Genomic DNA, 23,720 nt, shown 5'->3' with positions numbered 1-23,720 from the left:
CGACTTTTAATTACTTTTGTTTCTAAACTCATTTCTGACTTTTTAAAGGGTTAAACTTTTTGTTTTTATTGCTTTACAAACTTAATCGTTTGCCCTTTAACTGTCAGATTTAATCTAAACTTTTACACGTTAATACAACACTCTCAATTTATTCATTTTGTTTCTTTCTCTTTTTTTAATTTATATATCCTGAATTTTAATATTCATGTCAAATTATTTAAGTTAGCCTCTCGTCCCTGAGAGGCTATTATTATAAAATATCTTACTAAAAATTACAAATTCTAATCAATCAACTATACCTAAGTAAGTATTTATTTGCCAACAATTATCTATGTGTAATTTAATAGATTAGCTGGTTAAAATTTGTCTTATTTTATCTGTCTTATTTCCTATAAAATTTGAAATTAGTTTTACTTTTTTCATACTAACACCTTCATCAAACTCTTTTCTTTTATCTTTTCCTTTATAAACAACATCCCCTCTTTTTCCTGAGGTGTTAATTAGTTTTCTTAATTCTGATTTTTTCATACAAACTTTATAAAATTTACTTATCAGGTTCATGATACGTGATGATGGGAATCTTTCGTATATTATTATATTTAGCTATTCTCTTAATTTTAATTTCCTTAATCCCAAGTTTAAAAAGCTCTTTTAGTATAAAATCTAAATCCTTATCACTGATTTTAAAAATAACCTTCATCATTACTTTTAGATTAATTCTTAATATATTATAGATTTAAAATTTTATTTTTTTCGACTTCAAATTCTTCTTCATTAATAATACCTTTAGAACGCAAATTATCCAATTTATTAAGCTGATCATATTTATCAAGTGTTAACAAATCTTGTGACTTTTGTTTAAGGTTAATAATTTCTCTGCTTGAAAAAGCCTTTGCAAATGCCAACCACCAACCATATAAAGTCCAACCAAAAAAAAGATTAATAAATAATACACTAAAGAATTTAAATTTTATAATTGGAGATCTAAAGAAAGCTATTATAGTAGGAGCAAAATAAATGAAAAGAATTATTCTAAAAAAAAGAGACTCTCCATTACTATGGTTTATAGCAGAAATTATTACTAACATATTTTTGATAATTTATTTTTTAACCTATTTCTCTTTATGTCAGCAAACTAACATAAATAATTGATCAAATATAAAACTTTTCTTAAAAAAAGCCACTTATAAGATACATCTTTTTAGTGGTAACGAATGAGTAGGTTATTTATAAGATTTGTAGTCTTTAATATTCACAGAAAAATGGAAGCTCAATTTTCAAAAGAAGAGATGCTAAAAAAACTGGGAGATCGTATAAAGCAGCTAAGAATTAATAAAGGATATTCAAGCTATGAATATTTTGCTTATGAGCATAATATATCCCGAGCTCAATTTGGCCGTTATGAACGTGGTGAAGATTTACGCTTCTCAAGTCTTATCAAAGTTATCAATGCACTAGATCTTACTTTGGCAGAATTTTTTGCAGAAGGTTTTGATTAGGCGTTCGTAACCTTTAAAAATTAAATACTAATAACATTAATATGGAAGACAAATTATTTCTTGAAACCGAGATTCATGAATGGCGAGATATATTTAAAATCAATGAGAAATTTATCCGGCAGTTTGTTTTTAGAGGCCAAGGTGATAAAAATTGGACAATTGTCTCATCACTGGAAAGATTAGTTAATAGAATACATCCTAATTCCATTGATCCATTTTTAACACCATACCAAGAACAGGAAATGATAAAGGAATTCCAATGGAAGTCCAAGTTATTCAATATAAGTAATCTTAATCAGGAAGATTACATTGAATGGCTCTCGATAATGCAACATTATGGTGCCTCAACACGATTAGTAGATTTTACAGACTCCTTTTTTATTGCTGCTCACATGGCCATTTATGAAAGCGGTTCCGATTCTTCAATTTGGTGTATAAATAAGAACTTACTTACGTTAGACATTTTTGATCACTATAGAAAAAACAAAAATGATGTACAATCATTAGGAAATGATCGCTTAAATGAATACTCATTAGAAATTGCTAACCAATCCATACAAGAATCTTTTGTGACAAAAGAAAAACGTTTGTTGTTAATTCGTCCAAAATCAATAAACGAACGTTTATATAGACAACAAGGACTTTTTTTGATGTCAACAAATATACAAGTTTCATTTATGGAGAACCTTCAATCTCTTATTAGTAATTCAACTTCTAAAAATATTGATTTTAATGAACTGATTAACACTTCAAATATTGGTACCCAAAAGACAATTGCTCTTTTAAAAATAAATATCCCAAGAAATTTGTATAGAAATATTATAGCAAATTTAAAAGAAATGAATATACACTCTGAACTCTTGTTCCCTGGAATTGAAGGATTAGCAAAATCATTAAATTACAGTAATTTCAATTCATAATAATTATAATCCCTTTCTTTTATATATATTAGTCTTTTCATAAATTTAGAATTATTATTTTAGTAATCACTAAAATAAATAAAATTGAAAAAATTCACTTATTTTCATGGCACATCAACACTATTTCTACCATCTATTAAAAAGAATGGTCTTGGTTTTATAAATCCAAGTATTGATCATAAAAACATTGACTTGTTAAAACATCTATTTAATATACTTGAAAGCACTAAATTTAAACAAAACATATGTAGTCAATATTTTAGAGAGGTTACACTCGCAATGATCAAGCAAACCTCTTTAGTTATAAATGATAATAGAGAGCTAAAAGAATTGAACTTTAAACACCAAAATATATATGTATCTCTTTCAGAATTTAGAGCGATAGTCTATGCAACACAAAACAAATTAGGAAGTGAAGTCTTACAACGTTGTTTAGATATATACAATTTATTAAAATCAAATGATATAGATTTTTCTATTCCGGAAGAATTAAACTTCTATAGAATAGAATCAATACAAAAAAAAGAAATTAAGCCTATATTATTAGAAATAAACACTATAAATGATGAAAATTTATTTCAAGAGAATAATTATGAGGCAGCACCTTTTTTAAGAATGCTTCGGAAAGTTTTTTCTTCTCTGACAGAGGAACAAAAATTCACCAACTTTCAATACATGAATTTTGGAATAAAAACACCTATAAACGTAGAGATTATAAAGGCTTATTCTATTGAATATTCAGGTAAGATTGAAAAAAGAAATTTTAAATATGCTCTTATTGAAATATAATTAATAATGACTTGTAGAAGATGCGAAAAACAAACCATTTATAAATATTATGAAAGTGATTTTCATAATATTTATAAATGTAAATCTTGTGACTATGAAGAAATTATAAAGATAGATGATTGTTGTCGAAATCCTAATAAAATTATTGTCAATGATCCTAATTTTTTTCCAAATTTTAGACTTTATGAACAATGTATAAATTGTGGTGGAACAAAAAGAAATTTTCCATTAAAACATACAAAAGATATTGAAATACGTGATGAATTTAATGTTGACACATTTAATACCTGGCGAAAAAATATAAGTTTTGATAAAAAAATAATTTATGAATATGTTCAAGAAGCAAATTATTTGTCTTCCCCACGAGGTAAATATCATGCATATTTAAATTCAGACGAATGGAAAAAAAAAGAGAAGTTGTTTTTGCTCGGGATAAATATAAATGTCAACAATGTAAATCCAAAGCAGCCATTCACGTTCATCATTTAACTTATGAAAACATTTTTAATGAAAATCTTGAAGATTTAATTTCACTGTGTATTGAATGCCATTCACAGATACATTACGAGATGTTACTGAATAAAATTACAGAACTAAAAGAAAAAAAGTAATAATCTAAATTATTTATATGTATTTAGCCGATAATTATACTCAAAAATTTAAATTCATAAGTAATAAAAATAATACAAGGTATGAATTAACAGCTAAATATACCTATGAATTTAATGTCATTTACAATGCATTTATTTACGCTTTTGAAATTTATGAAGAATCAAAAGAAAATGAAGATTCATTCAGCCTAATTCTACGTGTAATGGAAAATCAAACTGACTTAAAAGTTGTTGATTTACACCCTGATAGGAATAAATATTATTTAGGCAAAGGAATATCTATCAGTCTTATATTAAAGTGTAGAGAAGTGTTTGGAAAGAGAATAATTTCTAGTAATAATTTAAAAAAATCTGAATATTGTGAGTGGAATAGCCCTGAAGCGATCGAAAAAGTATGGAATCCTTTGGTCTTGTTGGGCTTGGCAATATATCTGGAAAACGATGATCAGTATATTGTATTTTAAGGATAGATATACTCATTAAATAAATTATTTCACTCGCTTTTAAAATTTTAAAAAACTTAGTATATTTGGTAATGTTACTTTGCCTTAATGCAGTCCTACTACATTTAAAACATTAGAATTGGGAAAATCAATATCACTCAAACAAGTAATTCTGGATCAAGCAACATCACTTCTTAAAGCAGAGGGAATGGATTGTTTAATAACTCAAGATGGAATAGTCTCTTTAGTTAACCAATTGGTTAATTATAGAGAGGAAGGTAAAAATCTATTTCCAAAAATATATATTGTTGATGATATAGATTTAGTACTTAGCGTATTACCTACTTCTCAGTATTGTTTTATTGGAGAAGGAAATAAAACAAAAGAAACAATGCAAAGGGCATTAAAAAAGTGTGCTCCTCTTACTGATAGTGATTGGTCGATATATATCCAGAGAACTGATACTCATTTTAAATATGGAGTATTTAGAGCTGGAGTATCCCTTCTTTCCGTAGAAATAGAAGATCTTTTAATTAAAGAAGGATCTGATGAAATAAAAGTTATTCTTTTACATCAAATTTCAGATAAACTGATTGAAATAAAAAGTGTTGCAAATGAGCCTTTAGTAATAAGTTTTGGAGGCAGTGATGAACCACATCAATCTCCAACTCAAAATCAATTAGATTTCGTTGATTCTATAGTTAAAAATGTAAAGAAAGAATTAAAAGAGCAAACCTTTACGTATTACAAAAAAATATTTAATGAAATATTAAAGAAAGGACATGGTAGTCTAGCATGTGTAATAAGTCATAAGAAAAAAATTATTCCTAAAAAATTATTAGATGGTATAATTTTAGAGGCTCGCATAAATATACCTGAAATTATTGAAGAGCTACGAAATAAAAATGATTTAACAGCAAATTCTAAGTTAAATGGATTATTTACAATCATTATTGGAATGATGGAAAGTGATGGAATAACAATTTTTACTAACTCCGGAGAAATTGCTGCTTATAATGTCTTTATTAAGCATCCAAATTCAATTGCCAAAACTAATACCTCAGGCGGAGCAAGAAGTAGGACTTTTTTAGCATTAAATAGTCTTGTTGGAAATGGATTAGAAGCTACCTACATTCAGTCTCAAGATGGAAAAATAGAAATTAAAAAGAAATGAGTAATCCAGAATTAATATTATGGCATAATGATGCACTGCCAGTACTTCCAAAAAAAGTGTCAAAAATTGAAGAAATGGTGGAATATGGGCTTCAGCTTCAAACGAAAGACAAAAAGCAAATTATTTCTGCGTTTAATAGCGAAGCGTATGAAATGGTTTCAACATATATATGGATTAAGGCAATTACCTCATTAAAAAATCAGCTAAGTAAAATGGGGCTTTCATTTATTGCAGAAATGTTGGATAGACCTGATATCAATGAATATTCAGATATTCAACAAGCAATTTCAGAATTTGAAGCTATTAGATTGGCCGAAGAATTGGGTGTTATAAGTGGTACATCTGCTTTTAGATTAAGACAAGCAATGGAAACGGTTACTCATTTTAATCAGCAAGATTTAGACGATGATTATGAAGATGAGATGACTTCAGACGAAGCAAAAACAATTGTCAGATCTTGTATCCAAGGTGTTTTAGGTTATAACAAAATTGAAGCTGCAATTGACTTTCAAAATTTCAGAACAGAGCTTGAAGAACAGACTTTAAATAATGATAATCCGTATATAACAAAACTAGTTCAGAGCCCATACTTTTTTCATAGGACAGTCATTCGTATATTATTATCAATAATAAAGTCTTCAGTTGGTGCACAGCTTGAAAATTCTTTATCAAATGCCAATCTCATTGTACCATTAATCTGGTCCAGTTTAAAACATCCTGAAAGATGGCAAATAGGTCGTGCTTATTCAGAATTATTTACTGATGGCCAGACAAAAGCAGCAAGTGGTCTAAAAAAAGTACTTCTTAGAGTTAAAGGATTTGATTTTGTTCCAGAAGACTTGCGCTCATCATCTTTTATTAAAGCTGCAAATGAAATATTAATTGCACATGAAGGAATGAATAATTTTTATAATGAACATAAGCCAGTAAATACTTTATATAGTATGGGTAGCGTTATACCCTCCCCAGCACTTTCGGTTTCTATCTGCGCTGTTTTATGTGTAAGGCTGGGAAATGGCTATGGAGTGTCAAGAGAAGCTCAAAGTAGTGCATCCCATATATTAAAAAACTTAACTGATGATAGGTGGATATATTATTTAGATCAATGCTTATCAGTAGATGATAGAATATTAAATAAATTAACTCAAAATAATCCATTGGATAGATGGTTAAATAACGTTTTCCCACCGGGCCTTATTAGTCGGATCCTTCCGCAAATACAAGATAGAGATGTTTTAAATTTACTCAAATTTACTTCAGCAAAAAATAAAGAAAAAATAAAGACCTTAGCTGGAAAAATGTTTAAAAAAATTGGTTATGCAAATAAATAAGAGGCTGTCAAAAAAATATCAGCCTCTTTAAATTTTGTCAATTTTATTTGTACTCTCCATTCTATATAGACGATTATTAAAAACTATTTATTAGATCTTTTTAGGAGCTCTACTAGAATAATAAAGGTATTAAAATATACTATTCATTAAATAAATTCTCGATTTCCGCTTCTTTCGATGCGAAGCTATTTCTGCCCAGTTGGAATAGTTTTTCTAATTTTCTTTTGTTTTTTTCTAACATATTTGTTCCATATTCTGGCTGATTGAATACATCATTTATCCTTACGATTCGGATATGAGGATAAAGCAACTTTGCCAAAATTACATTTGTATTGGTACTGGAAGTTAAAATTCGTCCTACAAACTTGAAAAATTTTAAATAACTTAAATAACCTATAAGACCTTTCATTGGACTTTCAATAAAGGAACCTGTCCCAAGGCTCAAAAGCCTTATATTATCACTTGAAACTTTAAAAGCTTTATCTGCATCGACCAAAGCAAATAACGTGGCATTATTTGCAATAAACCCCCCGTCCAATGTGTCAATGACACCATTATTAACCGTAGTAACAATTTTACGATTGAAAATGGGGTATGCAGAACATGAAGCTTGTACTGCTTCAGAAATAGTACATCCAAAACCCGGTATAAAAGACTGTGCCATTCCATGGGCCTGTTTTTTGTTAGATTTAAATATTAAAGGATTTTGTGTTGAATAATTAACAGCAACAATTCCTACATCTGTTTTGAAATCTTCAAACTTTAAATCTTTAAAAATCAAATCAGCCAGCTCTTTCAACGCCTTACTTCTCGATTTTTTATTTGCTTTTGACATTATTACAGGAATATTTTTATCATAAAGCTCTTTTATTTCAGAAATTGACTTACCAAGTGCTAAAAGAGCCCCAATAATAGATCCAGTACTTGTTCCATAAATTAAATTAAAATGCTCACATAATGGAGATCCCAGTTTTAATTCTAGCTCCTTTAATATTCCCAACGTATAAACCCCTTTTGATCCTCCTCCATCTAAAACTAAAATCTTAAAATGTGTATTTTTTTCTAAATCTGTCATAATTCAATTTATAAATAACTTTCAATATTCCTGACTAAAAATTTTATTCTAAGCAATCTTAGCTCTTAATCACGTAAAATTTAATACAATATTACTATAAAATAAATATATTCACAAAATGTTTTTTGTCTAGCTCTGCATTTAATAAATAACACACTAAATCTTCAAGATCTGAGATACATAGAGTTAAAATATCTTATTCTTTCATTCAAATGAACGTTTGTTTATTATTTTTGAATTTAAGCAAAACATTTATATGGAATAGCTTAAATTCAATGGAAGGTTATCAGGTTTGTTAAAAGCCATATCAGTTAAGATTTATTGAAAACGTTATCAAATTCTTGAAATTTCTACATGAAAAAGTTATTACTTTAAAAATATCCAATTTTTAAAGTAATAAAATACGATGCGCAATCAACTCAAAATCACGTATTTTTTACGAGTTTTAGTGAGTAGGTTCTAATTTTTACTCATAGTAATAAGAATTATTTTTTTTGAGAAATCCAATTATTTAAAAAAGCCTTAGCTTTTCGAATATATTCTTCAGCTTCAACTTTAGTTTTAATATGGCCTGCATGCCCAGCGTCGTTCCTATTTATATGCAAATCATCAATATCCGAAAGATTTACATTGTCAAAGTTATTAAAATATGTTGATAACAAACTTCTCAGACTTCTCAATCGGTTCATAGGTTTCTCTTTAGAATAATTCACCGAAGTGTCATTTGCGTCCTTTAGAAATATTTTCATAGGACCTATCATCCACTTTTCACTTGGATCAATAATAACAAATAATTGTTTCATTTCGTTTTCTATTGCTCTTCCATACTGCATTATAACTGGAGAATAATCATCTCCGCGTAGCAATGTATCAATTAAAAATTGACCTGATATTAAATAGTTTACAGTAGAATCATCTAATGCTTGTATATCAATATCTTGCTCAACCCTCCTTTTATAAATTCTCAAATCTGCACGTTGTGTGAATTCGTCTACCTTTCTTTCCAGATCTGCTACTTTTCCATCGCTTTCCTCTTTGCTTTGACGAAGTGCATTATACTCGGTCACAAATTTACTTCTGTATAAATTTAGTCTTCCTAACTCAAGTTCATCCGATACATCAAAGAAACCACTATCAAAAGCCTTATAATCGATACTCCCGTCACTATTAATATCAATTTTCTGCAGTTGTGGTCGTCCTTGCGTCACATAGTTTTTGCTTCGCAAATAGAAAATTTTAACTTTTTCATTCTTGAGTTTATTTTTAGCCACTAAATTCTGAAAACTACGGATCAAATATTCGCTATGTGTTTCAACGATTAGCTGAATGTTATACTTTTGATTAGCCTCCAAAAACATCTCTGCCAAAATCGATTGCCAACCTGGATGTAAATTAGATTCAGGCTCCTCTACAACAAGAACACTGGGTTTGTAATATTCTTTCCACATTTCTCCATCATGAAAATTATAAATGACCCTTTCAGATTTGTTATCCTTTGATAGCACAGCTATTTGCATCAAAATAAAGACTAACTGTTTTATTCCAGATCCAAAATCAACTAGCTCCCTGTAGGTTCCATCCATTGTTTCTACCCATACTTTAATGAGTTGATAGTCCAAAAGATGATCAATTTTGATACTTTTACCGATGTTCAGTTTTTGTAAATACCTATTGATGAAATCATTGTCTGACAAATTTACAGAATCTACTTTTTTTAATAAGTTAACAAACGGTGTACTGGAAGTTGCATTATATCCTCTTGAGCTTTGTTCTCTTATATTCGAAATGTAGTGAATACTCAATATCCTGTTGGCTAAATTTTGCCAACTACTTTCAAAACAGTTTGCCATTACATTGTAATGAATTTCTCTCTGATTTTCTTCTTTGGCTAACCATGGAAGATTTTCCTTTAATATTGATAAGGAACCTTTGTAAAAGACATATTCAATTGATAATTTTGCCCAAAAAACATCATCAATTTCAAAATCTCCTTCTCCAATTTTGTATTTTCCTTTTTTGAGATGTTTTTTTAGCCCCACCTTTATGAAGTTTTCCCACGTCTTTATATCAACATCACCTTTAAAAGATCTGACAAATGTGGACGGAATAAAAGGAAATGATATATCGTCAGTATATTTGTCACGTTGTTCTAGCCATTCAAAACTCTTTCCATTCTTTAAGTAATCTTTATAAATTTCCAATAGTGGTGTTAAATAACTTCGAAGCTTTTTAGTATTAATACTCCAGTCAATAAATGAATCTACTGGATTTTCCAATGGAGGGTATAGAAATTCATAATCCGAAGAAAAAATATCATATTGATTACCATCTGCAATTATTTTTTTCCGCTTTTCAGCAGCTAGTTCTTCCTTTTTCCTAAACTTTTGGACACTTTTTTCGTAATCCACAGCATCCAATTCTTTTTCCTTTTTAGTCGCTTTTCTATACTTGAAATAAAAGAGATTCTTATGATCAAAATCATCGTTTACATCAATACGTCTCAGCTTAGCTCTGTATTGATCTTTCTTATCAACTTCAAATGTAAGAGAAATATAAAGTTTTGTTAAACCAAGAAATGTAAACGGTAATGAAAGATTTATTTCATTCTTTCTTTTGTTGTGGAGAACATTTTTAAAATTTCCTAATAAGTGCTCCTGTTCACTCAGATCAAGATCAAAAGGAAATATATCCCCTTTTAAACTATTTCTTACCATCTGCAGAGCTTTTGTAATAGAACTTTTTCCAGCGTTGTTTGCTCCACTAATTAAATTTATTGCAGCCATCTCTGTAAAAATTCCGTTCTCATTATCAAAAATTCTAAAGTTTTTAATTCCTAAAATGTCAATTGGTTTCATTATTTAGTATTTTTATTTATTTAATTTGTTTTGAGCTCATAGTGAAATATCAAAACTTCGGTTTAATATACACTATTTTAATTTTACGCAAATTAAATACATGACAACGTAACATATCTGCGTAGACCAACAAATTTTGTTAATTAAATTGGAAATTTAAATATGAACAATAAAATATGAACAATAATTTCATTTTTGATAAAAAAAATGGGACAAAAACTTATAAATAAAGAGTTGAAAAATACTGATTACAGAAAAATGAACATTCTACATTGCATATTTATAAATTTTGTTTCTTAGTGACATAATGTTTAGATTTTTTAATTAATATTCAAATAAGAGACGTTCACTGTTTTCTCAAATCTCTGTTACAAAGTTTGTAATATCACCAAGTTACAACCGGTCATAAACTATTTAAATTCATTTGTAGTCGTTTGAAAACGGATTTTATTTTAAAAAAATTTAACATAAAATAATATTTACAAGAATCAAAATACATTAATTTTCAGATGCATTTTAAAAATTCAACATCATAAATACTTGTTTAAAATATTTTTCACCCCTAAAAATAGATTACAAAGATTTTTTTTATTGAGTAATGCGTAGATATCGTTAAAAGATATAAAGTTAGAATGGAATCTTTCCATTCGGATTTTCTTATATCCTCCTTATTCTTGACAAGGATAAATGAAAATTAAAAATAAATCTTCTTTTGGTACAACAATATAAAATTTAGATCACATTAAGATTTTAATTGGAACTCTGATATTTTAAATAATTTTCTTAACCACAAGTTTACACAAGCGTATTTATTCGTGCATTAGTACTTAAATGTCTACTTTTTACAAAGACAGACTCTATTATAAATCCTATCCACTTACAAATGGATAATTATGTATCTTTGTTTTAGTAAAATCATTGCCGATTTTTGCAAACCTTTTATTCAAACAATTCAATGAAGAAGACAATAAAAAGAACATTCAGAATGTCAAAATACGTGATCTATAAAGAAACGCTGGTTGATTATAAAGAGCATTTCTGGTCCTTTTTGGGTGCATTTTTTGGAATAGGAATTATTGCATTCATTCAATCTCATTCTTTAACAGAAACTGAAAATATTTTTCTGATTGGTTCTTTCGGAGCCTCTAGTGTCCTTATTTACGGAGCAATACAAAGTCCGTTGGCACAACCCAGAAATCTGATTGGCGGGCATGTTCTTTCTGCTATTGTAGGAGTCACTGTTTATAAAATTGTTCCTGATATTATCTGGCTTTCTGCTCCTCTTGCCGTAGCTTTCTCCATCGTTTTGATGCAGTATACAAAAACCCTGCATCCCCCGGGAGGTGCAACAGCTTTGATTGCTGTAAGTTCTACGGGAAAAATTCCTGATTTAGGATATTGGTATGTTATCTCTCCTGTTTTATCAGGATGTATTATTTTGCTTCTTGTGGCTTTATTCTTTAATAATATAACGCCTAACAGAAGCTACCCTTCTCACAGCAGATTTATAAGACTGTTAAGAAAAAAACATGCTCACGGACATGTACATCCACACAAAATAAAAAAATAATGAACTGCCTGGAATGTGGCGAAAAAATCATTGGAAGGTCTGATAAAAAGTTCTGTAATGATGCCTGCCGAAACGCCTATAATAATAAACAGAACAAGGATTCTACGAACCTTATGCGGAACGTTAACAATAAGCTTCGCAAAAATTACCGTATTCTTCGGGAAATAAATATTGACGGTAAAACCAAGGTCACTAAAGCTAAGCTTGATAGTCTAGGCTTTGATTTTGATTATTTTACTAATCTTAAAGTTTATAAGAACGGTTCTGAATACAAATTTATTTATGACTATGGCTATAAAATTTTAGAGGAAGACTTTGTTTTGATCGTTAAAAATCAGGCATAATATACACTACATCACCAAATACATTATTATGAAAGAAGCGATTTTGATTACAGGAGCGAATGGGCTGGTTGCCAAAGAGCTTGCAAAAAGAATCGGAAATGAATACGAAGTAAGGTTTCTGACGAGAAAAAAGCAACACTCCAATGAATATGAATGGGATCTGGCAAAAGGAACTATTGACGAATCTGCTTTAGATAATATTTCCCATATTATTCATCTTGCAGGTGCCAATATCTCAGAGAAACGATGGACTGCTGAAAGAAAAAAAGAATTGATTTCCAGCAGGGTTGATTCAGCGGGATTACTTTTAAAAACTTTAAAAGAGAAAAACATTCGGCTTAAATCTTTTATTTCAGCTTCAGGGATTAATTTTTACGGTACTATTACTACAGAAAAAATTTATACAGAACAAGACTTTCCTGGCAATGATTTTTTAAGTGAAGTCGTTGTTTTATGGGAAAGAGCTGCTGATGAATTTAAAGAACAGAATATTGCTGAAAGAGTCGTAAAAGTAAGAACAGCTGTGGTTCTTTCTGAAAAAGACGGTGCTTTAAAGAAAATGATTCCTCCTATTCAGTATTACGTGGGTTCACCTTTAGGTACAGGGAAACAATATATGCCATGGATTCACATTGAAGATATTTGTGGTATCTATGAATTTGCTTTAAAAAATTCAACCGTGGAAGGTCCATATAATGCTGTCTCTCCTCAACATGCCACGAATGCTGATCTAACAAAGAAAATTGCGGAGGTATTACATAAACCTTTATTCATGCCGAATATTCCCGGTTTTGTTTTAAAACTAATGTTTGGTGAATTGGCAACGGCAATATTGGAAGGTTCACGAGCTTCTTCACAAAAAATACTGGCTACAGGTTTTCAATTCAGGTTTCCTGATCTAAGGGAAGCATTACAGGATTTATTACAATCAAAATAATTTAAAATAAAGAATTCAAACTGCATCATGCAAAATCCAAATATTACTATTTTACAAACGGATATCTTATCAGATAACTGGTATACTTTGAATAAAGTCACTTTTAACATTCTGAAAAAAGACGGAACTACAGAAACCCAAAGCAGAGAAGCTTATGATCGTGGAAACGGAGCCGTGATCTTGCTGTACAACAATGTTTCTAATACGGTTATTCTTACCAGACAGTTCAGGCTGCCTACTTATATCAACGGAAATACTACCGGAATGCTTATCGAAGCTTGTGCCGGGCTATTAGATAATGATAATCCCGAAGATTGCATCAAAAGAGAAACAGAGGAAGAAACGGGATATAAAATTTCCAAGGTGGAAAAGGTTTTTGAAGCCTATATGTCGCCAGGTTCCGTAACGGAAATCCTTTATTTTTTCATTGCTGAATATTCCCAAGACATGAAAATTAATTCCGGTGGCGGGCTAGAAGAAGAGGGAGAAAATATTGAGGTCCTTGAATTATCTTTTGATGAAGCTCTTACCATGATTGATAAAGGTGAAATCAAGGATGCAAAAACGATTATGCTATTACAACATTTAAGGATTAAAGGAATCCTATAAATATATTTTTTCTTATATTCCAACTAATAACAACTCAATTTAAACCATGGACAATTTAGAAATCATTAAGCATGTAACCCTTGCTATCAATCCTCAATATCAGGATTGGGTACTTTTCAAAAATGGAACTTATATTATTTTTGATGACATTACGACGGTAAAAGATGTAAGAGAGGAAGCGATTCAATTGATGAAAGAATTCGGACCTGTGCTTGCCGGAAGTTCTGCCGGAGATTTTAATGTCATTCATTTGAATTCTACTGAAGGCTGGCTTGTTTCCGGTCATGGATATGGTATGTATACTTATGTACATCCATCAGAATTGGATAATGAAACACCTAATGATCTGGAAATTGGCTTATATGGAAGATCAAAAAGGAACAGTGACGGAGAAAACCCAGAGATTGAACACATCAATAACAGTATTAATTTATAAAACATGCTGCAAGACCATATTACTACCAAAAACCGATATAAAGAATTTATCACAAAAATTTGTGACACAGAAATTGTTTATGGATTAAAAGATGAGAAAGGGTATGCTACCTCCTATTCCAACGAGCTGGAATATGAAGATGGTGAGCCTGTACAAATCATTTGTTTCTGGTCAGATACTGTAAGAGCTAAATCCTGTTTAGATAAAGAATGGAATCGTTATGAGCCCTCGCCTATCCCACTTAATGAATTTATCGAAAACTGGTGTCTGGGAATGAACAGTGACGGTTTAATTGTAGGAACTGATTTCGACAGCAATTTGTTTGGCTATGAAGCAGAACCTTTAGAATTAGCCCTTGAAATTATTGAGGAGCTTAAAAAGAATAAAAAAACTTTAAGCTTAAGTAAGTTTGAGGATCTTGATGATATGGAAAGCCAGATCAGAGAGGTGTTAGAAGACTAAAAATAAAGTTCATGACAAAGTCTTTGGGCATAAAGATGATTAAAATAATGGCTGTATTTTCAGTCATTATTTTTAGTATTCTGATGCTGAAAACCATTTCCCAGTATATTTCCGGGGACAAAAACATTGGGTTCCTAGCCTTTAAGCAAGAGGTTATTCATAATCCATACTGGATGGCTTTTTTTTATATCCATATTTTTTCAATCACGCTTTGCCTGTTGGCTGGTTTAACGCAATTTTCAAATCAGTTTCTGAAAGAAAACAAAAGCTTACACAGAATCATTGGAAAGATGTATGTCTATAATATCCTGATCATCAATGTTCCTGCATGTTTTGTGTTGGGACTATTTTCCAATGGTGGATTAATAGGAATTACAGGCTTTCTTATACAGGATGTTCTTTGGGCTTATTTTACGGTAATAGCCGTCCTTTCTATTAAAAAGGGAGATATTATAAGGCATAAAAACTATATGATCTTAAGCTATGCCATAACAACAACTGCTATAACCTTCAGAATCATCAAAAATTTAGTGTATGATGACAATTTGTATGATTACGAGCTTTTTTATGGGATCAATGTGTGGCTTGCACTTATTATTAATCTTCTTATTGCTTATTGGGTTCTCAAAGCAAACAAATCATCGTTGAAAAGAGATATTCGCAAGGCAGATATAAAGGCTGATGAATGATATAAGAAAAAATGCCCCAATGAATATTAAGGTATCCAATAATACGCTATATCTGTATTTCTGAGTCCAGCGATTACAAAAACGCATGATCACATAAGAAATACCAGCCAGAATAGCTATTATAAAAATAAAAAAGAGGATAATAAAAAGGTAAATCCAGTCAAAATGCATATGATTATCTAGAAAAATTAAGATTGTTTACAAAAAGATAAGTGCTGACAAATAACAGCAAAAGAAATGATCCGATGAATATCAGCGTATTAAAAAGGGTCTCATATTGATGATTTCTTGTCCATTGGCTGCATAAAATCATTATTATGTAAGAAACTGCTCCCAATATACAGGCAAGAAAAAAAATCAGGAAGAATATCATAGTTATATAAGTAATTAATGTAAATCTATTATTTTAAATCTAAAAAACAAACGATATCATTTGAAATGGTATTACTTTACGGCAAAAATTCTTTTAAAGCAACATTGGTAAAAAAAATAAGTACCATTGAAATATATATCAACAGAAAAAGCGAAATAATAAATACGGCACAACGACTCTCCTTTGACCATTCTTTGAAAGAACTTGCGATGAGATATGAAACCCAAACAAGTAATGCTAAAGCAGGAATATAATAAAGAAGTTTCAGTTCCATAAGGCGAGTTTGAAGCAATATAATTAAATTTATAAATTGCTTTAAATATTAATAATCTAAAAATGGTAGTAAAAAATATAGACCATATCGTATTAACCGTTGCTGATATAGACAAGACCGTTGAATTTTATACTCAAATCATGGGTTTTGAAGAGGTAACCTTTGGAGACAACCGAAAAGCTTTAACTTTTGGGAATCAAAAAATCAATCTTCATCAAAAAGGACATGAATTTGAACCTAAAGCAGAATTTCCAACTTCTGGTTCTGCAGATTTATGCTTTATAGCAGAAACTGATATTCATGATATTTTTGAAGAACTGAAGCAAAAAAATGTAGAAATTATCGAAGGTATTGTGAACAGAACCGGAGCTGTGGGAAAAATAAAATCCGTGTACTTCCGTGATCCAGACCAAAACCTCATCGAAGTGAGTAACTATTACTAATCAACGTGAAAATTTCTCAAACTTAAAAACCTATGTTTCTATGTGGTTACTAAGAAAATATTTTATTTGTAACCACATAGAAACATAGAATATACTTGTTATACATCCATATCATTTTCCTTTCCATATGACTTCCAATATTCATATTTCTCTGGATTAGCAAACGCAGGATCTTCTTTATAGTAATACAAAAGTCTTTGTAAGGCATGATGGTAGGTAGAATATTCCAGAGCTTTCTCAAAGTGTTTAATCGCTTTTTTTGTACTTTGCTTCACTCCTAGTCCTTCTTCATACATAATTCCGTAATAAATGTTAGAATAAGTATTTACTTTATCTTTTTTCAGGTAACGCTGAAGATTTTCAAAATCACGCTTCTGATAATAGATTTCGGATATTTTATCTTCATTAAAGTAGAATTTCTTTTCTGCCTGCTTATAATACTCCAACGCCAGATCATAATCCTGTAGAACATAATCTCCATAAAAATACAGAAGTCCCATATTCTGCATTGCCAATCCTCCTCCCAGTTCCACTGATTTTCTGAAACACTTTAAAGCCTTTTTAATATCATATGGATAGCCAATACCATTCTGATAATGATATCCCAGATTATTCCATGCAGTGGCATTATCCTGTAAAGCCGCTTTTTCGTACAGGGCAATTCCTTTCATCACATCATAAAATTCAGGTTGATCTTCATTCGTATAGATATATCCAAGTTCTACCATCATATCTGCATTTCCTCGTTTTGCCCCTATTGCATACAATCTGATTGCCTCTTTCGTATTTCCTTCCTTGGAGTATTCTTCAGCTCTTGACATCAAGGTTTTATCATCAAAATATTCTTCATAATTACTTCCTTTTCTTTCTATCCATGCTTTGTAAAAATCAAGGAAATACTTCTGATCCTTTCCTCTGAGATTATATCTTTTCTCATAGAAAGCTCCCAGCTGTCGGTCAGTCACCTGATGCATGATTTTTTCGTTATCCAGAATAAACATGTTATTCCCTTTATAAAGTGCCACTTTCTGTTCGTAATAGTCTACTCCTTCTCCGATATAATCATAGGCATCGCTTAAAATGTCGGTTTTTTGATCATAATAATACATCCCACCTGAAGTAAGAACACGGAAAATCTCTTCTCTGCAGCATTCTATTTTTTTATATTCTTTGGAGATTGGTATCAGCCAACGATCTTCGGAAGCATTATATATTCCCCACCCATTTTCATCAGAAATCACAAAAACATCAGTCATAAACTTGGTGTAATGATCTCTATGAATATTTTGAATGGTATATCCTTTTAACATAAACTCATTGCGTTCAGTATTATAAATATGCCATTCTTTCCCTTTTCTGTAAGCAAAAGAAATATAACCATAATCTGAAACATCCATCATGAGCGTGTCTATATCTGTATCTAAAAGAGTTCCATCAGGTTTAATGATCTCTGTTTTTTTCTGAAATTTATTCGGTTTGGCAAAATAAAATCCGTTGGATACCGCAGATAATACATCTTCAGGATATTCCCCAATATAAGTCCCATTGAAAGTATAAAAAGTTCTTTTTGAGGTACCTTCCTGCTTGCGATAAATAAGATTATTATAATCATGGTCAAAAGGAGATTCCGAAAGGTCAGCAATAACCTGTTTACCAGACACATCAATTACGCGATATTTTTCCTCTTTTTTAGCATTGAAAATTCCTGTGTACCACAATAGTTCCAACTCATCATATTCACAAGGAATAACAATAGTTCCGGTTGCAATATCAATAAGTCCGCACTTATGATCAATTTCGATAATGGCATAGGCTTTATCATCTATAAAAAGGTTATCATAAGCTTCATCATAAATACATTCCACAAGAACCTTTCCGTCATTTCTCATGTATCCGAACTTCCCGTCTTTATTTATTACAGCAATTCCTTCATCTGTAAAAGCGAAAATTTCATCATAAATGGCTGGTATTATTATATTTCCTTTCTTATCTTTCAGCCCGCAAAGATTATTTTCTTCAAAAATATCTAAAGGATTTTTATATAGCTCCTCATTCCAATACCCAAGACCATAATCAATCCAGTCTGTTTCCAGCATTGCTAAAAAAGTTTCATATCCTCTTCCAGCAAAAATTTCCTTCTCAAGCCATCCCAGATTTCCTTTTGCGATAGCTCTATCATACAGCTTGCTTTTTTCTTTGATTTCCAATACCCAATCTTTCGCCTGAGAAGTATGGCTTTCTTCATTCATATTGAATACGTCCCATGCATCTACCAGAAAAGTATCGTAGGGAAGAGCATCCAAAAGTTCAAACATTTTATTGACAGGCTCATAATATGCTTTTTTGTAAAGCAACTGATAATGCTCACCTATTAACTGAAAAAATGACTTCAACCTAGCTACTCCATTGATTTTATCAAAGTACAACAACTTCCCTTTTGATCTTGGATCACATGAAAATAAAGGAAAAAGCAGTTCCGGAATCTCATAATTCCATTCACCCAGATAGTGAGAATAGCGGTCGCCGGTTTGAGAATCGATATTATATACGTAAATACGGTGTGCCATATTTTTTATTCTTTATGATTAAAATCCGAATTTTGAAAACAATCCAGGTTTCTTCCAGGAAGCTTTATATTCATCTGCAATAGGATCATAATCTGCAACTGAACGTACCTGATCTAAAATTGCATGAGCTTCTTTTAAGTTTCCAGCCTGATATAATACTACCGCTTTTGCCAATTCCACGCTTTCCACAAGATCATCATAGCCCCACTCTTCATTATTATAAATGGTATTGAATCTTTCTGCAAGAGATAAGGTCTGATTTTTATTATTCAGTTTCTCATAGATTCGTACTCCATAACTTAACCAAAGTACATATTCTTCGGGATCCATAGCAGCATCACATTCAGCATCGTATTGACTAAACACTCTTGCCGCTTCTGCGTAATTCCCTTGTAGGAAATCACTTTTAATGATCATATAAATAGTTTTAGCTTTATCAAAAGCATCCAACAGAAACTCCTTTTTATGCTCCAGATACCTTTTAGCTGTTGAAGAGACCTTTTCAAAATTTTCTTCTTCATTATAGATCTGCATCAATGCAAACAGCGGGTTCGGTTCTTTTGGAAAACGTCCAGAAAGTTCTTCATAATAAGAACGTCTTGTATTGTGATCTTCATTTTCAAAGCGAGTGTACAGTATTCCTTCCAATATATTTTTAGCAGCTTCCAAATCCCTGTAATCATAATCATTGATTTCCAGATGCTCTTCTGTGTATTCGTACAGATAACTAAGAGTTTCCTTAGCGTCTTTGTAAACATTTTCAGAACCAAGTACCCCCTGAAGTCTGATCTGTTCTGCTCTGTAAAATGCATTTTTATAAAAATATTCATCACAATCTTCTTCGTACAGATCAAAATACTTATTCAATGCTGATTCTGCCGCTCTATTGTTTCCTTCTCCCAATAATGCATCAATCAAAACAAAGTGAAGCTCTCTGAACTCTGAATACTGAAGTCCTTCGGAAGCCACTAAAGCCGCCGTTGAAGTATCACCAAAAAAACAATATTTAATGGCTAAATTATTACAGCACATGGCTCTGGTGTGCAAATCATTGTGATAGTCACTTTCAAATTGTCCTTCCTCAAAATATCTTCGGAATGCGTCATGTGCCTGTTCATATATAATACGGTTTACATCAGTCCATTGAAGCTTATCATTTTCATCTTCAAGTTCTTCTATAAATTCGTTCATATAAACGCCTTCATTATAAATATCTGTTGGATAATCAGGAAAGACAGGTATTTCAGATGGTGCTGTTTTAAATAAGAAGTATTCTGACTCAGCTTTCCTTCTCCACGTTGTGGCATTACATGATAACGTAATAGCTTTTTCCAATAAAGGAATGGCTTCAGCATAACGCTCATTCTCATACAGGAATGTTCCCGCAAAATGATAGCCTGCAAAAACTTCAGTATGAGTACCCATCACTTCAAGAGCATGGTGGTAATAAAAATCGTAAGCAACATTAAGCATATCACTGTAATTTCTTTCAATAATCAGCTGATAATAAAAAACATCAGGATTATTGTACCCATTTTGAATCATTTCAGCGAATCGTTGGTGCCATTCTACCAGTCTTTCGTGGATATGTATTGCAGAATTTGATCCTTTAATCGCTTTCAGCATTAATTTTAAAGAAAGATCAGGAGCTCCATTTTCATAAGCTATGTCCGCAAGATCTATCAACTCAGATTCATTTCTGGTAATAAAATGACGATATCCCTGCTCAATAATTGCTGTAAATTCCTCCCCAGAAACCATTTTTTCACGGTCAAGAAGATAAATCTTTTTCATCCAGAAAAGAGAGATGTTTCTGTCTCTTACTTCTCGCTCATCTGCATGGGCTTTCTGGAAATAATATATTCCTGCTTCAAGGCTGTTCAAAAGTGCTTTGTTTTCCTCCAGTGATTCATATATTTTCACAAGGAAATCATAGCCATAGCCCGCATAGTCCTGATCATCCAGCATACGTTCTGCATAGCCAATGAACTCTTCTTTATTTTCCTGAGTAATATGTTTTTTACTTCTGGCGATCTGCATCAGAGTATATTCATTACCCAAAGGATAGTCCAGAATATTATATAATGCCTTCTTATTATTCGGATTTATCTGAAGTATTCTTCTTAAATAAGGAATAACATAATCTCTGATGGCATCATAAATAGCCTCATGTCCGTCATAGTATGCAAAATCATGATAAGCTACTGCCATTAAAAATAAGACTTCCTCATCTTGGGGATGAGATAGTAAGTGTTTTTTTCCTTCTTCAATGCACTGCTCCAGATCTCCTCTGTAAAACAGTTGTTCTAAATTATTATACATTGTTAATATTTTGTTCTATAATTCAACCACTATATTTCCATTCTGCCTTAGCATAATTGGAATTCATGATATCAGGCAGCAAAATATAAAAAACAAAAGAAAAAACAAGTGCCAAAGCTTATAAATCCCCGAAACCAGTGAGTAAATAGCTCTGACTTTTAACAGGAATTGGAGTTTTAAGTTTTAATTTAGCCATCATTAAAAAAATACAGATTTTTCAACAATAATGAATATGAAAAAATTAATTGCAGGACTCACTTTGATATTATCTTTTCCTGTTTTAGCACAAAAAAATTCTGCAAAAAATAAGCTGGTTCTTTACAGCTATCAACCTTTTGGATGTGATAATAAAGGATACTTTGATCCTTCAAAATATAAAAAAGAACAGATAGACGGCACTTACAAGCTGTTATATCCTTTGAGCTGGTCTCCGTTTTCTTCACTGGTTATATTTAATCCAGTCAAATTTGATATGGTACGCAAAAATAATCCGCAACTTTTACAACAGGTAGAAAAAGAGTACCAAGCAAGAAAAAAAGAACTTACCAATCTTAACATTATTGATCTTCCTGTATGGAAAAAGAAATATGCTGAAGCAATTCAGTTGCTGGACAATGAATATCTGCTCAGAAAGGAAACTCTAATGGCTTATGCTGATCCGAAATCTTTAAGAAACAGCAAATTTTACAATACCTGCAGAGAAACTATTGATGCTATAATATCTGATGATCAACAAAAAATGTATACATACTGGAAAAACACATTTGAAGAAAAATATAAGGATAACCCTCAAGCTAAAGAGACCTTTGATAAGAAATGGAATGATGAACGGAAAAATGATTTTGCATTGATTGATCTCATTAATATTTTTAACACTTGTGCCAATCATAGCTTCAGAAATACTATAGAAGATGATGATATTTTATTCAAAGCTTTTGATAAAATATTTGTAAAACTTAAAAGGAATTGTGACGAGCCATAATTCTATAATCTTCGTATAATCCCTGTATTTAAAGCAAAAAATCAAAATTCTCATTAAATTGCAAAAATGACTGTATAAAATTGACATAATTCTTTAATTTTCAAATTTAAAGCCTTAATTTTGCGGGGTAATTATAGAAAATTCGGATTCTTTCAACGACTATGCGCATGGAAAAAATGATGATCGGGCTTTCCCTAGCTCTATCTGTAACCGTTTTGGGACAAAAAGGTCCTGTAAAAAACACCAATCTGACACCGTACAGCTATCAGACATTCAATTGTGATAACAAAGGATATTTTGATGCTTCCAAATATGAAAAAGAGGAAATAGACGGGGTAAATAAATTATTATACAAATTCAACGGGGTTCATTTTGATACGAATCCTATCTTTAAACTTTCCAGCCTAGAAGATGTTCGTAATAATAAAGACCTTCACTTAGAAAACCTGGAAAGACAATATCAGGAAAAGAAAAAAGAGCTTTACAGCCTTAAGGTTATTGATCTTCCCGTATGGAAAAAGCTTTACGAAAACGCCATACAGACTTTTGAAAATGAATATGAGCTGAATAAGGAAGAAATCATTGCTTTTTCTGATCCTTCTTCACTGAAAAACAGCAAATTCTACTCTACCTGCAGAGAATCTATAGACGCTATATCTTCTCCCGACAAAGAAAAAATGTTTGCTTCATGGAAAGCTTATACAGAACTGAAAAGCAAGAACAATGCAGATCCGCAAGGGGTAATGAACCGTTTCAATGCAAAACTGAACGACCCTCAAAAAGAAGATTATGCTCTTATTGATATGATTGGTTTAAGTTTTCATAACTGCGCCAACAGCAGTTTCAGACAGAAACCGGAGGAGGAAGCTACTGCGTACAAGGATTTCGATAAAATCTTTATGAAGCTAAAGAAAAACTGTGATATGCCTTAGATAAGGTTATCATTTTAAATAATAACAGTACTCATTTTGGGTGCTGTTTTTTTATTTTAAAAGCTTGGCAACGATTAAAAATT

At 31.1% G+C, this 23,720-nt stretch carries 25 protein-coding genes; 19 read left to right on the top strand and 6 right to left on the bottom strand.

All coding sequences use genetic code 11. The features are described 5' to 3' along the window. Positions 1-348: 348 nt before the first annotated feature. Both BBI01_RS03685 and BBI01_RS03680 read right to left on the bottom strand, forming a co-directional pair. Positions 349-528, bottom strand: coding sequence for a hypothetical protein (locus BBI01_RS03685; protein ID WP_065393311.1), 180 nt, complete (start codon positions 526-528; stop codon positions 349-351). A gap of 200 nt (positions 529-728) precedes the next feature. Continuing rightward, entirely contained in the window at positions 729-1,088 is a 360-nt protein-coding gene (locus tag BBI01_RS03680; protein ID WP_065393310.1) for a superinfection immunity protein, read from the bottom strand. 126 nt (positions 1,089-1,214) lie between these two features. Here BBI01_RS03680 and BBI01_RS03675 point away from each other — a divergent pair, with 126 nt between their 5' ends. The 8 genes from BBI01_RS03675 (at position 1,215) to BBI01_RS03645 (ending at position 6,767) form a co-directional block, all read left to right on the top strand. After that, positions 1,215-1,499: a helix-turn-helix domain-containing protein gene (locus BBI01_RS03675; protein ID WP_228393929.1), complete on the top strand. Its 285-nt coding sequence runs from the start codon at positions 1,215-1,217 to the stop codon at positions 1,497-1,499. A gap of 41 nt (positions 1,500-1,540) precedes the next feature. Beyond that, entirely contained in the window at positions 1,541-2,419 is an 879-nt protein-coding gene (locus BBI01_RS03670; protein ID WP_065393308.1) for an FRG domain-containing protein, read from the top strand. Positions 2,420-2,503: 84 nt separating this feature from the next. Continuing rightward, positions 2,504-3,208: a hypothetical protein gene (locus tag BBI01_RS03665; protein WP_065393307.1), complete on the top strand. Its 705-nt coding sequence runs from the start codon at positions 2,504-2,506 to the stop codon at positions 3,206-3,208. Positions 3,209-3,214: 6 nt separating this feature from the next. After that, positions 3,215-3,697 carry a hypothetical protein gene (locus BBI01_RS22695; protein WP_065393306.1) on the top strand — a complete coding sequence of 161 codons (483 nt, stop codon included), beginning with the start codon at positions 3,215-3,217 and terminating at the stop codon, positions 3,695-3,697. Beyond that, positions 3,607-3,819 (top strand): HNH endonuclease, encoded by a 213-nt coding sequence (locus tag BBI01_RS23180; protein WP_123862073.1) that lies wholly within the window; start codon positions 3,607-3,609, stop codon positions 3,817-3,819. The genes BBI01_RS22695 and BBI01_RS23180 overlap by 91 nt, the downstream gene beginning before the upstream one ends. 17 nt (positions 3,820-3,836) lie before the next feature. Next, a complete protein-coding gene (locus tag BBI01_RS03655) occupies positions 3,837-4,283 on the top strand; it encodes a hypothetical protein (RefSeq protein WP_065393305.1) in 447 nt (148 codons plus the stop codon). Between the two features lie 118 nt (positions 4,284-4,401). Further along, entirely contained in the window at positions 4,402-5,436 is a 1,035-nt protein-coding gene (locus tag BBI01_RS03650; RefSeq protein WP_065393304.1) for a hypothetical protein, read from the top strand. Continuing rightward, positions 5,433-6,767, top strand: coding sequence for a hypothetical protein (locus BBI01_RS03645; RefSeq protein WP_065393303.1), 1,335 nt, complete (start codon positions 5,433-5,435; stop codon positions 6,765-6,767). Before BBI01_RS03650 ends, BBI01_RS03645 begins: the two co-directional genes overlap by 4 nt. A gap of 139 nt (positions 6,768-6,906) precedes the next feature. Here BBI01_RS03645 and BBI01_RS03640 read toward each other — a convergent pair whose 3' ends face one another. Both BBI01_RS03640 and BBI01_RS03635 read right to left on the bottom strand, forming a co-directional pair. After that, positions 6,907-7,842 (bottom strand): anti-phage phospholipase, encoded by a 936-nt coding sequence (locus tag BBI01_RS03640; RefSeq protein ID WP_065393302.1) that lies wholly within the window; start codon positions 7,840-7,842, stop codon positions 6,907-6,909. Between the two features lie 485 nt (positions 7,843-8,327). After that, positions 8,328-10,697, bottom strand: a complete 2,370-nt coding sequence (locus tag BBI01_RS03635; protein ID WP_065393301.1) for an AAA family ATPase — start codon at positions 10,695-10,697, stop codon at positions 8,328-8,330. 955 nt (positions 10,698-11,652) lie between these two features. Between BBI01_RS03635 and BBI01_RS03630 the strand changes: the two genes are divergently transcribed. From BBI01_RS03630 to BBI01_RS03590, 9 genes are all read left to right on the top strand, one after another. After that, the gene (locus tag BBI01_RS03630) at positions 11,653-12,267 is read left to right on the top strand and encodes an HPP family protein (RefSeq protein ID WP_065393300.1); all 615 of its coding nucleotides are present in this window, start codon (positions 11,653-11,655) and stop codon (positions 12,265-12,267) included. Further along, positions 12,267-12,611, top strand: a complete 345-nt coding sequence (locus BBI01_RS03625; RefSeq protein WP_065393299.1) for a hypothetical protein — start codon at positions 12,267-12,269, stop codon at positions 12,609-12,611. The genes BBI01_RS03630 and BBI01_RS03625 overlap by 1 nt, the downstream gene beginning before the upstream one ends. Before the next feature lie 28 nt (positions 12,612-12,639). Next, positions 12,640-13,548: a TIGR01777 family oxidoreductase gene (locus tag BBI01_RS03620; RefSeq protein ID WP_065393298.1), complete on the top strand. Its 909-nt coding sequence runs from the start codon at positions 12,640-12,642 to the stop codon at positions 13,546-13,548. A 27-nt stretch (positions 13,549-13,575) separates the two neighbouring features. Continuing rightward, positions 13,576-14,157 (top strand): GDP-mannose pyrophosphatase NudK, encoded by a 582-nt coding sequence (nudK, locus tag BBI01_RS03615; RefSeq protein WP_065393297.1) that lies wholly within the window; start codon positions 13,576-13,578, stop codon positions 14,155-14,157. A 46-nt stretch (positions 14,158-14,203) separates the two neighbouring features. Beyond that, complete coding sequence (locus BBI01_RS03610) at positions 14,204-14,593, top strand: hypothetical protein (protein ID WP_065393296.1); 390 nt, start codon at positions 14,204-14,206, stop codon at positions 14,591-14,593. Positions 14,594-14,596: 3 nt separating this feature from the next. Continuing rightward, on the top strand, positions 14,597-15,055 hold the full coding sequence (locus BBI01_RS03605) for a DUF2750 domain-containing protein (protein ID WP_065393295.1): 459 nt from the start codon (positions 14,597-14,599) through the stop codon (positions 15,053-15,055). Between the two features lie 11 nt (positions 15,056-15,066). Beyond that, positions 15,067-15,744: a DUF2306 domain-containing protein gene (locus BBI01_RS03600; RefSeq protein WP_065393294.1), complete on the top strand. Its 678-nt coding sequence runs from the start codon at positions 15,067-15,069 to the stop codon at positions 15,742-15,744. A 438-nt stretch (positions 15,745-16,182) separates the two neighbouring features. Further along, complete coding sequence (locus BBI01_RS03595) at positions 16,183-16,371, top strand: hypothetical protein (protein ID WP_065393293.1); 189 nt, start codon at positions 16,183-16,185, stop codon at positions 16,369-16,371. An 82-nt stretch (positions 16,372-16,453) separates the two neighbouring features. Then, complete coding sequence (locus BBI01_RS03590; RefSeq protein WP_065393292.1) at positions 16,454-16,834, top strand: VOC family protein; 381 nt, start codon at positions 16,454-16,456, stop codon at positions 16,832-16,834. Between the two features lie 98 nt (positions 16,835-16,932). Here BBI01_RS03590 and BBI01_RS03585 read toward each other — a convergent pair whose 3' ends face one another. Continuing rightward, entirely contained in the window at positions 16,933-19,401 is a 2,469-nt protein-coding gene (locus BBI01_RS03585; RefSeq protein WP_065393291.1) for an SEL1-like repeat protein, read from the bottom strand. 18 nt (positions 19,402-19,419) lie between these two features. Then, complete coding sequence (locus tag BBI01_RS03580; protein ID WP_065393290.1) at positions 19,420-21,723, bottom strand: hypothetical protein; 2,304 nt, start codon at positions 21,721-21,723, stop codon at positions 19,420-19,422. Positions 21,724-21,955: 232 nt separating this feature from the next. Here BBI01_RS03580 and BBI01_RS03575 point away from each other — a divergent pair, with 232 nt between their 5' ends. Both BBI01_RS03575 and BBI01_RS03570 read left to right on the top strand, forming a co-directional pair. Further along, positions 21,956-22,705 (top strand): hypothetical protein, encoded by a 750-nt coding sequence (locus tag BBI01_RS03575; RefSeq protein WP_065393289.1) that lies wholly within the window; start codon positions 21,956-21,958, stop codon positions 22,703-22,705. Between the two features lie 167 nt (positions 22,706-22,872). Beyond that, positions 22,873-23,637: a hypothetical protein gene (locus BBI01_RS03570; protein ID WP_065393288.1), complete on the top strand. Its 765-nt coding sequence runs from the start codon at positions 22,873-22,875 to the stop codon at positions 23,635-23,637. The last annotated feature ends 83 nt before the right edge of the window (positions 23,638-23,720 follow it).

It is taken from the genome of Chryseobacterium artocarpi, assembly GCF_001684975.1.
Classification (GTDB): Bacteria; Bacteroidota; Bacteroidia; order Flavobacteriales; family Weeksellaceae; genus Chryseobacterium; species Chryseobacterium artocarpi.
This window is presented reverse-complemented; position numbering and strand designations above follow the sequence as displayed.